This window comes from Natronorubrum sulfidifaciens JCM 14089 (assembly GCF_000337735.1).
GTDB lineage: Archaea > Halobacteriota > Halobacteria > Halobacteriales > Natrialbaceae > Natronorubrum > Natronorubrum sulfidifaciens.
In genome coordinates this window covers 448,747-461,211 of record NZ_AOHX01000026.1, presented here as the reverse complement: position 1 = coordinate 461,211, position 12,465 = coordinate 448,747, and the positions used below count along the sequence as shown (strand labels likewise).

The window sequence follows — 12,465 nt, the reverse complement described above, 5'->3', positions numbered from 1 at the left end:
CTCGACATCTTCTACCAAGGCTAACATCAGACCCCATCTATACGGCGGACCGCAGGTGTGGAGTCCTCATCTTCTGCGTATTATATCGATAATCCCCGGTTCATACATAAGGCCTTCGAACCACAACTTCGAAGATAGTCAGTACCAAGCGAGTGTATAAACTGGAATATCGTCTAACTCAAAAGGTATTTCTGGAATATCTGTACCATTACTCTCGAGACAACAGACGTTCACTCGAGGAATTCACGACAGAAATATCGAATAGAGAGAAACCCGGAGCTGATTTGTGAGAGCGATAGTAGCCACTGCACGTTAATATACACCTGATAGCACGGCAGTTATGCGACTAGTGTGCACATCGTTTCATAGGGCTTGCTGTCGTCAGTGACCGCCGATCGCCGGTCCGTGCTGGCTATCAGCAGAAAATCGGGACAACAGTCCCTATGGTAACAACTGAAACGAGTGACACACAGACCACACAGCTGTCGTGCGAGCTGGTGTGCAGTGACGGTCAGTGGCTACTATAGCAGTTGTTACTATCGCATGTGGCTCAGACGTCGTACAACCGACTCGCCGTCGCTGAGTTCAGTTATGATCGGTATCGACAAGACGGCAAAACCGGTCTTGATGTGGACCCAGATGGCGCCACCTCGAGGGATCGACCGACGGCCAGGGTGCAACCGTCACGCCGACCACCCCGTTTCGGATGCGAAAATCAAAAGTAGGCAGCGACCAGGGGCCAGTGACTGGTTCGGCTCCGGTTCAGAAGCTCCCGTTTCCGAAACCGAGAGCAGTGGTCTCGAGTGGTTCAGTCGTTGGTTTGCAGCCGAATAGTGATCGGCCACAGAACGAGTTTTTTGCGGATGGGCCCTGACGGATTCGAACCATCGACCACTCGGTGTCTCACACAACCGCAGCATGGTGCAGTCGTGTTATGAGCCGAGCGCTCTAACCAGACTGAGCTAAGGGCCCGTTCTATTCGAGGCAAAACGCGCGCCGTAGTTAACCGTTGCTGTCCTGTTCGAGCGACAGGTCGATAGCAACACAACTCGCAGGCGCACTCGAGGGACGCGTGTCGTGGTGTTACTCGTCGGACTGGTAGTCCGACAGCGACTGATCAGTCCCGGCTTGTCGATGGCGTGTCGCAAGTCCGGCGAGGTGTGGGGCTTCAGGGACAATGAGCTTCTCACAGGCGGTTTGGCAGGCGTTCGTACTTCCTGGGAGACAGAACACCGGCGTGTCGACGGCGATGCCTGCCGTTGCACGCGAAGCCATCGCTCGAGTACCGACTTCGTCCCACGACAGTGACCGGAACAGTTCACCGAAACCGGGCAACTCGCGCTCGAACAGCGACTGCGTTGCCTCCGGTGAGACGTCGTCTGCGGTGACGCCCGTGCCGCCGGTGGTGAGTACGATGTCGATCTCTCGACGCGCGACTAGGCCACGAACCGCCGTGCGGATCGCCGAGTAGTCGTCCCGAACGAGCACTCGTTCGCGTACCTCGTGGCCTTCAGCTTCGAAACACGCCTGAATGGTGTCGCCGCCCGAGTCGTCCGGGTCCGTCTCGGCTGCCTGCGCGCGCGAACTCGAGACCGTCACGATGGCGACGTACAGCGGGTTGATGATGTCGTGGCCGTGATCGTCCGTCGTTCTTCGATCGTCTCTCTCGGCTGTCATACTGTGACATCCATGCTGGAAGGCGATAATCTCTCCCCTCGCGGCAGCATTCCAGCGAGCCAGCAGTCGACTCGAGCGACGGTTATTCGACGCTCGAAACCGTCGTCGTGTCACCCATTCCCGTCGGGGCGGGGTTCTCGAAGACAGACCAGTCGGCATCCATCTCGGCGTCGGTCAACAAACAGTCATCGAGTCGAGCCGTGAGCTCGTCCATCGACAGGTTTCGACCGATAAGTGCGAGTCGTGTCTCGCGGTCACCCCACTCCTCGTCCCACGAGAGGTCCGGCTGGGTGTCGCGGAACGCCGCCTGCCGGTCAGCCGAGAGGCTGGCGATCCAGCGACCGGTGACCTCGAGGCTCGTTTCCGTGCCGGCGTAGCTCATCGTAATCGCCTGGCGCTCGCGGCCGGCGATCCAACACAGTCCCTTCGCGCGCACGAGGCCGGCCGGCAGATCGGCGAGGACGGCCAGAAAGCGCTCGGGGTGGAAGGGGCGTCGCCGATGGTAGGTGTCGACTTCGATGCCGTAGCGTTCCGGTGGGTGGACGTGGCCGCCGTGATCGTGGCCGTCACTGTGGTCGTGCTCATCGACAGGGGTCTTGTGGTCGTCAGTGTGGGATACCTCGAGCGCTGCGTCGGCTTCGATCGCTTGCTTCCAGCCGGCTGCGTCGGATGCTGCCTCAAGGTCGAACCGACCGCTGTCGAGCAGCATCGTGGGGTCGACATCGCCGTACTCGGTCGTCACGATGTCGGCGCGGGGCTGTAGGGTCTCGAGCAGCGCCACGACCCGCTCGCGCTCCTCCTCGGAGACGAGGTCGCATTTGTTCACAACGAGCAGATCGCAGAACTCGATTTGCTCGAGTAGCAGGTCGCCCAGCGGACGGCTGCCGGTCTCGTCTGTGCCCTGTTGGGCCGGCGGCGCTGCGGCAGTGCTGTCTCCGAACCGATCGTAAAACCGTCGGGCATCGACGACGGTGACAACGGCGTCGAGATCGTACGGTCCGCCCGCGGGTCCGCGGACGAACTGGCGGGCGATCGGTTCGGGTTCGCCAACGCCGGAGGCTTCGACGACCAGATACTCGAACTCGTGTTCCTTCCAGAGTTGGATGACCGACCGTGAGAGCTCACCGCCGAGACTACAGCAGATACAGCCGTTCTCGAGGGCGAGGACCTCCTCGCCGGTCGTCAGATCGGTTCGGGCTTCGACGAGGTCCGCGTCGACGTTGACCGCGCCGACATCGTTGACGAGCACGGCGATCTCGCGCTCGTCTTCCTCGAGGAGCCGCGATAGCAGCGTCGTCTTGCCAGCGCCGAGTTCGCCACAGAGGATGGTGACCGGAACGCTCATGTACTCGTTTGCAGGCGCGAGTTCACGTCGTTCTTCCGGTTCGAACGGATCGACGCGTGTCACCCAGTCGTCGATCGGTTCTCGATCGGTCGACGGTCACTCATCGAGCAGGACAACCGACTCGGTGGGACCGCACGAAAGTGGTCGAACAGCGACCGGACACCTGCGTGGCCGTCAGGACCGACGAAGGTCCTCGAGTCGATCATCGAGCAGATACTCCTCGGCCCGGTCGATCGTGGGGGTGCCGTCGGCAGCGGTCTCTCGAAAGCGGAGTTCCATCCGCTCGCCCGTCCCCTCAGAAACAGGGATCAGGTACCGATTGTCGTTGACTGGATCGTAGACCGCAAAATACGCCGCCCGCCCGTTGTATCCACAGCCCCCGTAGTCGTCCCGTCGGTGATGGTTGCTAACGGTTTCGAACGCGACCGTCCCCGCACCGGATCGATAGGCGGTCTTGCACTCGAGGCGATGGAACTGGCCGCCGACTTCGACGACAAGATCGTACGCGTCAGTACCGTAGGTCGGGACGAGGACCGGAACGTCGCGCAACACGAACGCCGATTGGATGATCGCTTCGGTGGCGTGGCCGCGTTTCTGTGGTTCCTCGAGATTTTCGTAGCAGGTCGTGCGGTCGAGCATACCGAAATTCGCTGCGGCTTCCGGTATAAACGTCCGTCTCGTGTCGCTGTGTTTCCGGTATCCGTACAGCGCCCTCGCTCTTAGAAGTCGAGCGCTTGGAAAGCGGCGAGACCGGAACACGACTCGTTCCAGTCAGTTCGAAGATTCCGCGGAAAACCGTTGGACGCCGAAGCCAGGACTCGAACCTGGGACAACCTCGTTAACAGCGAGGTGCTCTACCATCTGAGCTACTTCGGCTTATCTCCAAGTAGCCGGGTGTATTTGATAGGGCTTTCGTTTTCCCTGCACCGTGTTCGACACCCTTTCACGCACTGCTCGAGTATCGTCGATCAATGAGCGAGGAGGAAGCTGCAGATGAGGAGTACGACGCTGTGGCGACGGCCGACGATGATGTCGAGTCGGTCGTCAACGCAGTCTCCGACCGCATCGAACCGGACGCAGCGGAGCGAGCACGCCTCCGTGATGTCGCAACGAGACTTGCCACCCGCGCCGAGAACACGGCGAGAGAACGCTGTCCGGACGCCGATGTCTTGCAAGTCGGCTCGACGGCCAGAGACACTTGGATCAGCGGCGACCGTGACATCGACATCTTCGTTCGCTTTCCCCCGACGGTCGACCGCGAGGACCTCGAGCGATACGGCCTCGAGGTCGGCCACGAAACGCTGCCCGAGGGCCACGAGGAGTACGCCGAGCACCCTTACGTCAAAGGCACCGTCGACGGGTTCGATATCGACGTCGTCCCCTGTTTTCGCCTCGAATCGGCAACCGAGATCCGATCGGCCGTCGACCGGACGCCGTTTCACACGCAGTATCTCGAGCAACGCTTAGACGACGACCTCGCTGCGGACGTTCGACTCACGAAACAGTTCCTGAAAGGGATCGGTGCGTACGGCAGCGATCTCCGGACACGGGGGTTCAGCGGCTATCTCACCGAACTGCTCGTCTGTGAGTACGGCGGCTTCCAGCCGCTGCTCGAGGCCGCAGCTGACTGGCAACCGCCGGTCGAACTCGATCCCGAAGAACACGCACGAGCGACGTTCGACGACCCGCTCGTCGTCATCGACCCGACCGATCCCGAACGCAACGTCGCCGCCGTCTGTTCGGCCGAAAACGTCGCGCGCTTCCAACACTACGCCCGCCGATTCCTCGACGCGCCACAGGTCGACCTGTTCGACCCCGACGAGCCGACTCCTCTCACGGACGTCGAACTCCGCAACCACATCGAGCGCCGCGGCACGACTCCTGTCGCCATCCGATTCGACGCGCCGGACCTCGTCGACGACCAGCTCTATCCACAGCTCGAGAAATCCCTCGATGGGATCACGACGGGACTCGACGACCGCGGCTTCGATGTCTTTCGGGCGACAGCGGTGGCCGACGAGACGGCAGCGGTCCTCGTCGAACTCGCCGTCAGCGAGCGGCCGGCTATCGAGCGCCACGACGGTCCACCGGTCCACGTGCGAAATCATGCCGATGGATTCTACGAGGCCTACGCCGACGAGCCCGAGGCGTATGGTCCATTCATCGAAGACGGCCGATACGTCACCGAACGACCACGGGAGTTTACCACGGCGCGTGCGTTCCTCGAGAGCGATCGACTCTTCGATGTCGGCCTCGGTGCCCATGTCGAGACGGCGCTCGAAGACGAGTACACGGTCTTACTCGGCGAGGAGATCACGACGCTACTCGAGGAGTTCGCGGAACCGCTCTCGCTGTATTTCGACCCTCGTCCCTGATTCGATAGGCACGCCACACAGCGCGAGTAAACGTAGAAAACGGTCGTTAGCCGCCGAACTCGAGTCCGTGTTCGTCTGCCACGTCCTCGAGAGTCGACTCGGCTTTCTCACTACAGCCCGAGTCGGGCTCGATCGGTTCGCGGCCATCAAAGGTCTCGTGGACGATCGCGACGCTATCAGCGAGGACATCGAGTCCGTACCCACCCTCGAGCACAAAGGCGAGTGCGGCGTCGACGTCGTCGGCGAGTGTTCGCAGTCGGTCGGTCATGAGGGCATACGCCTCCGTCGAGAGTCGAATCCGTGAGATCGGATCGTGACGATGGGCGTCGAAGCCGGCGCTGATCAGCAGACAGTCGGGGTCGAACGCTGAGAGTGCGCTGACGACCGGTCCTTCGACCGCCGACAGGTAGTCTTGGTCGTCCGTGCCGGCGGGCATCGGGACGTTCATCGTCGTCCCGTCGCCAGCGCCCTCACCGGTTTCGTCGATGGCCCCGGTGCCGGGGTAGAGCCCCTGTTCGTGGATCGAAACGAAGAAGACGTCATCACGATCATAGAAGATATCTTGCGTTCCGTTCCCGTGGTGGACGTCCCAGTCGACGATTGCGACGCGATCGACGTCGTGCTCGTCGGCATCGAGGGCATGCTGGGCCGCGACGGCGACGTTGTTGACGAAACAAAAGCCCATCGCGTCGTCGTAGACGGCGTGGTGACCCGGCGGTCGGCCGATCGAAAACGGCGTCTCCCGGCCACTGTCGCCCTCGAGTGCCGCGTCGACAGCCCAGCAGGCGAGCCCCGCGCTGTGGCGAACCGCATCCCAGGTCTCCTCGACGGCAGTCGTGTCGGGGTCCCAGTTCCCGCCGCCGTCAGCACAGAACTGCTCGACGGACTCGAGGTACGCCCGTTCGTGGACGGTCGCCATCGTTTCTATGTCGCATGGGTCGGCCTCGACGTACTCGACGCCGTGTTTTCGTTTCAGACGCTCTCGGATCGCTCGTAGCCGGTCCGGCGTCTCGGGGTGGCGCGAACCGGGATCATGTGCGAGACAGATCTCGCTGTAACCAAACTGCATCTCACTCGAACAACGAGAAGTACGTCTCGATGTCGTCGTCGATGATCGTCCGGCGGTCAGCGTGGCGCGCAAGGATGGCTGCCGCACGGGCAACGTTGTCCGCGTAGTCCTCGAGAATGTCTGCAAGGGCAACGCGGGCATCCATCGAGACACGATACCGATCATCGATGTCGAGTCGAGCGATACGGTCGACGGGTGCAACCGGCAACTCGAGGCCGTCTTTGTCGACGACCGTTTCGACGCCAAAGTCCGCCGCCATCAGCGTCTTGCGCCCGTCTTCGGTCGCTCGCTCGGCAGCACCGATCGCGAGTTCACTTCCGTGTTCTTGGATCCGTGTTGCAAGTTCCTTCGACGCGTCGGCACTCACCCGAAGATCGCCCGCGTTCCGCCGGATGATCGTATCCACCGGGGCGAACGGGAGTTCGACGTTCATACAATGATAGGCGAAGGTAACTCCCTTAACGCTTTTCCTAGCCGCGCAATGTGGTTGCTCGTGACCTCAGACGGGTTGTGTTCCGATGTCCCGCCGATCGCCAGCACGGGTCGGCGATTGGCGGTCAGTGATTCCAGGAAACCGTTTCAGAAGACGTCGTTTGCCTCGAGTCGGCCGTCGCGGACGACCCCTCTGGCAGTTACCTCCTCACCGAGTCCGACATCGGCGTCGGTGTCGACGCTCATCGTCGTCTCGCCGTCGTCCAAAACAACGGGGGTGCCGGCCTGTACGACGACACCGGTAAACTCGAGTTCGTCGCCCTCCGTCGGCTCGTCAGCGTCGGACGCGTCACCTGTGGCTGCAGTGTCCTCGAGTTCCGTCTCGTCGCCCGTCTCCCCAGTGTCGGAAAACGCCGACAGCCCGGCGTTCTGGTCGCTCGAGCCAGTTGACTCGCCCTCGTCGGTCGTCGCCGACTCGGACTCGAGAACCGTGATCGTCGACTGCCAGCCCGCCGAGGCCTCGAGGTCGTCCTGCCAGCCGTCTTGAATCTCGACGTCACCAAGGGCGACCTCGTCGCCAGGGCCGATATCGATATCGGCTTTCTCACCCCACAGCGCCACACGAATGTCGTCCGTCGCATCCTGTACGCGAACGTTTCGCACCTGCCCCTCGGAGCCGTCGTCGCGGTCGAACGTGCGTTTCGGGTCGGCCGAGCGAACGACGCCCGCGATATCGACCGTCTGGCCGATCTCGAGGTCCTCGATCGGCGTGCTCTCGGGAACGTACTCGACATCTTCGTCGACTTCCTCGACCGTTCCGCGGTTGCCGACGTGAAGTTCGAGACTGCCGTCGCGTTCTTTGACGTAGCCGTCGATCACCTCCACGGTCGTGTTCGGGTCAATCTCCGTCGCGAGATCGGCCTGCTCGTCCCATAACGTCACGCGTACGCGTCCGGTGGAATCGCCGAGCGTGAGGTTCGACACTCTTCCTTCGGAGCCGTCGTCGCGGTCGAACGTCCGGACGCTGCCAGTATCGAGGACGAGTCCGACGAGGTTGACGTTCGAGAGACCGAGCGAAAGCGCCTCGACGGTGTGGGTGTCGGTGACTTGTACCTCGCCGATCTCCGTGTCCGGGTCGGGTTCAACCTGATCGACGCTGATCTCGACGCCGGAAAAGCCCTCCTTGGGGCGGCCCTTGATCCGCAGCACCTGCCCTTCCTCGAGTTCGGAGATTGCGGCTTCGGCGTGTTCATCCCAGAAGGCCGCCCGTACAGCGCCAGTCTCGTCGGCGACCTCGACGTTGACGACACGACCGTCTTCGTCCTCGCCGTCGCGTTCGAACGTGCGAACCTCGCCGATACTCGTCACTTTGGCGACGAACTTCGCCTCCTCCATCCCGGGTTCGATGTCGGCGATACCGCCGACCTCGCTCTCGCCGACCTCGTGTGCGATGAGCATCGCCGCCGTCTCCTCATCTGCGAGTCCACCCATCTGCTCGACTTTCTCCTCGACGGCCTCGCGAAACTCCTCGAGAGAGACGTCGGCCTCGAGGTCCTCATATACGCCCTCGATGTCGCTCATTCTATGCTCGTGCATGAGTAGCCCGCGCATAAGCATTGTCCATTCGGTGTGTTCGAGCCCATCGTCGGGTGGTAGATGATCGTCGCACACTGCCCACTCGAGGGCGGGTTTGCCCGGTCAGCAGGACAGCGATCGCGTCCGAGCGCATACCCATGCTGGCCCCGCGTTAGTATATAAACTCACGTATCCGATAGCTAACAGTAACTCATTTCGTGACAGTTTGAGACACGCATGATCGGCCGATATAGCCCGTATACGACGAGTTCCTTTCGAAAGGCCTTTAATGTCCACGCGGTTACGATGAGATGAGTCCTGGTAGGGTAGTGGACTATCCTCTTGGCTTGCGGAGCCAGGGACCGGAGTTCAAATCTCCGTCAGGACGTTTTCACCGACGCAACACCGACGAGCGGAGCGAGTCGTTCGCGTCGGTGTAAACTCATATTCGGAGATTTGAGCAGACCAGTGGCAGCCCGCGCAACCGAGCGAAGCGAGGTGAGCAGGACCCTCTGGGCGTGTTCAAATCTCCGTCAGGACGATTTGCTTCAGCACAACACTACGAACACAGCGAGCAGTGCGTGCTGGAGGAGAATTATATACGGGATTCAAGCAAATACGTCACAGCTCAGAACGGCCGCTAGACACCATCAGGACGCTATCGAGATCGTACGAATCTATAGCAGCTGAAACGGGTTACAGACCGATCGCACAGCCGTGCTCGGGTGTGGAATGACGTTCAGTGGCTAGCTTCGACGTCCGGTCCAACAGTAAGAACAGGTGTGGAGGCCTCGCGAACGACACGCTGAGAGACGCTCCCGACAACGTTTCGTTCATACTCGTCGCCGCTCGTGCCCATTACGATGAGGTCGATATCGTGCTCGGCAGCGTAGTCGACGATACACTCCGCTGGGCTGCCCGAGTCGATGGTCGTCTCGACCTCGAGGCCGTGTTCGATGGCCTCGGTTGCGATATCGTCGACGGCATCACGTGCGTTCGCGCGGAGGTCGGCACGGACCGCGTCGATCCGGTCGTCATCGAGGACCAGAAACGCACGGTCGTCGACGACCGAGAGGACGTGGACGGTCGCGTCTCTGGTCGCCGCGATTTCGGCTGCGTGGGCGGTGACAACTGCTGCGTGGTCGCTGCCGTCGGTGGGAACGAGGATGTGGTCGTACATTGAGGACTAGTTAATCGAGTGCGTTTAAAAATGGGTTGCTGTGGTTCTCCAGCGGTGGGAACCACGTCCCCTCGAGCGCCGACGCAAGCGTCTCGAGGACCGATCGCAGGGCTTGTGTCGCTGTCGTCCGGTCCCGGCTCGTGCAACTGCTGTGACAGCAGATGGGTTTTTGGGGATGGGATGGGTAGCCGCCGCCAATGGACATCGCCGTCGGGATCGTCGCTCAACGGGACGACACGCGTGCACAGCAACTCGCTGCGACACTGATCGAGACGCTCGAGCGTGTCGCCGACCGCGAACAGACGACCGTCTCGGTCGTCGTCGACGACGCAAGCGCCGAGGCGGTCGATGTCCCTGCTGTTCCGGTCGCGTCGATGACCGACCGCGATCTCGTCGTGAGTATCGGCGGCGACGGCACGCTGTTGTTCGTTGCCCGCGAGGTCGACACCACACCGATTCTCGGGATCAACCTCGGCGAAGTCGGCTTTCTCAACGCCGTCTCCCCCGAAGATGCCCCTGCAGTTGTCACCGACCTCATCACCGAGTTTCGCGAATCCGGCTCGTTCGAGGGCCGCGAACTCGTCCGACTCGAGGCGACCGGCGAAGACGATTGGACGCTCGAGCCGGCACTCAACGAGATCGTCGTCCACGGGCCACGCCGGGGCCACGGTGGCGGTGTAACCGTCGAGACCCGAGTCGATGGGGAGTGTTACGGCGAAAGTCACGCCGATGGCGTGCTCGTGGCGACGCCGACGGGCTCAACCGCGTACAATCTGAGCGAGGGCGGGCCGCTGGTCCACCCGACGACGGACGCCCTTATCGTTACTCAGATGGCTGCCGTCGAGTCGATACCGCCGCTGGTCGTCAGCCCCGAAACCGACCTCACGATCTCAGTGTCGGATGCCGACACCGCCTACGTCATCAGCGACGGCCGAAACCGGCGTCGACTCGAGCCACCCACGACCATCACCGTCTCGCTTGCGCCCGATCCGGTTCGGCTCGTCGGCCCGAAGGGGAGTTTCGTCACGAGCCTCGAGAAACTCGAGTCGTCGTAATCGTCGCTCCCGAGGTCGATTCGCGCGACTCGATCATTCGAAGAGGCGCTCGAACTGTGTCGGCGGAACGGCCCCACGGGCGACCTGTCCCTCGTGGATGAACGTCGGCACACCCGTGATACCTCGTTGCTGGGCCATCGAAAACCGCTCCTCGAGGTCCGTCCGGACGCCATCGTCGTCGATCGCCGATCGAATCTCGTCGACTGGAAGCCCGACGTCGGCTGCGAGATCCGCCAGCACGTCGATGTCGCCGATATCACGCCCGTCCTGCCAGAGCGCAGCGTAAATCGCGTCGTCGAAGGCAGCCCACTGGTCGGGGATCTCCTGTTTGACGTACCACGACGCCTGCTGGGCCGGCAGCGAGTCGACCTCGATCGCGATCTCTTGGGCCATCTCGACGTCGTACTCTGCCTGCAGGCGACGAACGTTCTGTTTGGCCTGTTCGAAATACTGGTCGTCTTTGCCGTCGTCGACATCGTGATCGATCGACCCGTCCGGAGTTCGTTTCCCGCTTCGGAGGTCGAACGGCCGCCAGTCGAGTTCGAGCGGGTCGGAACGCGTCTCGCGGTACTGCTCGAGTGACTGTTTGCCGAGATAACAGAACGGACAGACGTAGTCGGCGTAGCACTCGAGTCGATCGACTGAATCGGTCATACACCTGCTAACGCGTCAGAGCGGAAAAGTCGATGGCAACCGGAACGACTCGCAAGCGCCGATCGGACCCAATCAGCGTCCGTTCGGATGCTCGCCTGCCGGCACGCCACCACTGTCGCCACCCTCGGCCGTCCTCGTCACGTCCGGCAGGTTCGGATCGCGGTAGGGGTTGCGCCCGTAGGCCGGGAGTTCGTCCTCGAGTTGGGCTTTGAGCACACGCCGAAGCCGGTTCAGGCTGGTCGTGTCCAGTCCGTAGTCGGCGGCGAGGCGTTTGAACGTCTCCTCGTCGGTGATGTCGTGGGCTCGGTACTGGCCGAACAACGCATCCATTCGCTCAGCAGAGAGAGCCTGTGCGTCGATGTCGTCCAGCCCGAAGTACGCCTGCCGGTCGACGTCGACGACGTGGCGGATCACCACCAGCGCGACTTTTTCGATCGCCCGCTGGCTGCCGAACTCCCGGAGGTCGATCTCATCCATGACGCCCAACGCGAGATCGCGCTGCCACGGCGTCACATCGAGGGCGTTACACAGCGCCTGCGTCGTCCGAAGACGATCGAGGCGGTGAGCACGCTCGCTGTAGCCCGGCGTCGCCGCGTGCTGTTCGTCGTGGAGGCGACGAACGCTCTCGGAGAGGTCCGCATCGGGCGACTCCGCACGGCCGATGACGGTCGCACTCGGCGTGACGACGCCCCACTGGCGGACCGTCGAATCGCGCTGGACGTCCGCTCGAGAGAGCGAACCGGAGCCAGGTCGTGTCTCGAGGCGCTGGTCCGCCTCGTACGCTGATTGCGGGCTGTCGCCGACGGCCGCAGACTGGCCGGGTTCAGCACCGTCGTCTCTCATTACGTCCCGCTCAGACAGGCAGACAGAAAAAGGCTCGCTCGTCTCGAACCGTCGCTCACGACGACTGTCCATCCGGATAACAACTCCTCGAGCGAGTGCCAGCGCTGGTGCGCTCGAGGAGACGAGGTCCGCGAAAAGCTCTTCGTAGCTTCACTTTGTGACCAGAGACACTTAAAGAGAAGCGACGTAGGTCACACGTCTATCGATAGTCACGACTCGCGAATCTGTGTTCCGGAGAACGTCCATCTCCCGTCATAGCT

Annotated in this window: 12 protein-coding genes and 3 tRNA genes; 3 read left to right on the top strand and 12 right to left on the bottom strand. The window is 62.0% G+C overall.

Features of this window, described 5'->3' with window-relative positions; all coding sequences use genetic code 11:
* Window positions 1–864 precede the first annotated feature (864 nt).
* The 5 genes from C495_RS05470 to C495_RS05450 all read right to left on the bottom strand — a co-directional run bounded on the left by C495_RS05470 (window position 865) and on the right by C495_RS05450 (window position 3,898).
* Window positions 865–972: transfer RNA gene (locus C495_RS05470), tRNA-Ile, on the bottom strand.
* Between the two features lie 111 nt (window positions 973–1,083).
* Window positions 1,084–1,677 (bottom strand): MogA/MoaB family molybdenum cofactor biosynthesis protein, encoded by a 594-nt coding sequence (locus C495_RS05465; protein ID WP_008160755.1) that lies wholly within the window; start codon window positions 1,675–1,677, stop codon window positions 1,084–1,086.
* An 82-nt stretch (window positions 1,678–1,759) separates the two neighbouring features.
* Window positions 1,760–3,022, bottom strand: coding sequence for a CobW family GTP-binding protein (locus C495_RS05460; RefSeq protein WP_049890166.1), 1,263 nt, complete (start codon window positions 3,020–3,022; stop codon window positions 1,760–1,762).
* A 174-nt stretch (window positions 3,023–3,196) separates the two neighbouring features.
* Window positions 3,197–3,661, bottom strand: a complete 465-nt coding sequence (locus tag C495_RS05455) for a group I intron-associated PD-(D/E)XK endonuclease (RefSeq protein ID WP_008160752.1) — start codon at window positions 3,659–3,661, stop codon at window positions 3,197–3,199.
* A gap of 164 nt (window positions 3,662–3,825) precedes the next feature.
* Window positions 3,826–3,898, bottom strand: a tRNA-Asn gene (locus C495_RS05450).
* Between the two features lie 95 nt (window positions 3,899–3,993).
* On the opposite strand from C495_RS05450, the gene cca reads away from it, so the two are divergent.
* Window positions 3,994–5,397: a CCA tRNA nucleotidyltransferase gene (gene cca, locus C495_RS05445; RefSeq protein ID WP_008160751.1), complete on the top strand. Its 1,404-nt coding sequence runs from the start codon at window positions 3,994–3,996 to the stop codon at window positions 5,395–5,397.
* 46 nt (window positions 5,398–5,443) lie between these two features.
* On the opposite strand, the gene C495_RS05440 is transcribed toward cca, so the two are convergent.
* The 3 genes from C495_RS05440 to C495_RS05430 all read right to left on the bottom strand — a co-directional run bounded on the left by C495_RS05440 (window position 5,444) and on the right by C495_RS05430 (window position 8,479).
* Window positions 5,444–6,466 carry a histone deacetylase family protein gene (locus C495_RS05440; RefSeq protein WP_008160749.1) on the bottom strand — a complete coding sequence of 341 codons (1,023 nt, stop codon included), beginning with the start codon at window positions 6,464–6,466 and terminating at the stop codon, window positions 5,444–5,446.
* A gap of 1 nt (window position 6,467) precedes the next feature.
* Window positions 6,468–6,899: a histone gene (locus C495_RS05435; RefSeq protein WP_008160747.1), complete on the bottom strand. Its 432-nt coding sequence runs from the start codon at window positions 6,897–6,899 to the stop codon at window positions 6,468–6,470.
* Between the two features lie 146 nt (window positions 6,900–7,045).
* Window positions 7,046–8,479, bottom strand: a complete 1,434-nt coding sequence (locus C495_RS05430; protein WP_008160745.1) for a single-stranded DNA binding protein — start codon at window positions 8,477–8,479, stop codon at window positions 7,046–7,048.
* 309 nt (window positions 8,480–8,788) lie between these two features.
* Here C495_RS05430 and C495_RS05425 point away from each other — a divergent pair.
* Window positions 8,789–8,861: transfer RNA gene (locus tag C495_RS05425), tRNA-Arg, on the top strand.
* Between the two features lie 351 nt (window positions 8,862–9,212).
* Here C495_RS05425 and C495_RS05420 read toward each other — a convergent pair.
* The gene (locus C495_RS05420) at window positions 9,213–9,653 is read right to left on the bottom strand and encodes a universal stress protein (RefSeq protein WP_008160743.1); all 441 of its coding nucleotides are present in this window, start codon (window positions 9,651–9,653) and stop codon (window positions 9,213–9,215) included.
* A 10-nt stretch (window positions 9,654–9,663) separates the two neighbouring features.
* Window positions 9,664–9,858, bottom strand: a complete 195-nt coding sequence (locus C495_RS17585; RefSeq protein ID WP_152418867.1) for a hypothetical protein — start codon at window positions 9,856–9,858, stop codon at window positions 9,664–9,666.
* Between C495_RS17585 and C495_RS05415 the strand changes: the two genes are divergently transcribed.
* Window positions 9,851–10,708: an NAD(+)/NADH kinase gene (locus C495_RS05415; protein WP_008160742.1), complete on the top strand. Its 858-nt coding sequence runs from the start codon at window positions 9,851–9,853 to the stop codon at window positions 10,706–10,708. The genes C495_RS17585 and C495_RS05415 overlap by 8 nt on opposite strands.
* A 33-nt stretch (window positions 10,709–10,741) precedes the next feature.
* Here the strand turns inward: C495_RS05415 and C495_RS05410 are convergent, their stop codons facing one another.
* Window positions 10,742–11,362 carry a DsbA family oxidoreductase gene (locus tag C495_RS05410; protein ID WP_008160740.1) on the bottom strand — a complete coding sequence of 207 codons (621 nt, stop codon included), beginning with the start codon at window positions 11,360–11,362 and terminating at the stop codon, window positions 10,742–10,744.
* 72 nt (window positions 11,363–11,434) lie between these two features.
* On the bottom strand, window positions 11,435–12,205 hold the full coding sequence (locus tag C495_RS05405) for a hypothetical protein (RefSeq protein WP_049890165.1): 771 nt from the start codon (window positions 12,203–12,205) through the stop codon (window positions 11,435–11,437).
* Window positions 12,206–12,465 lie beyond the last annotated feature (260 nt).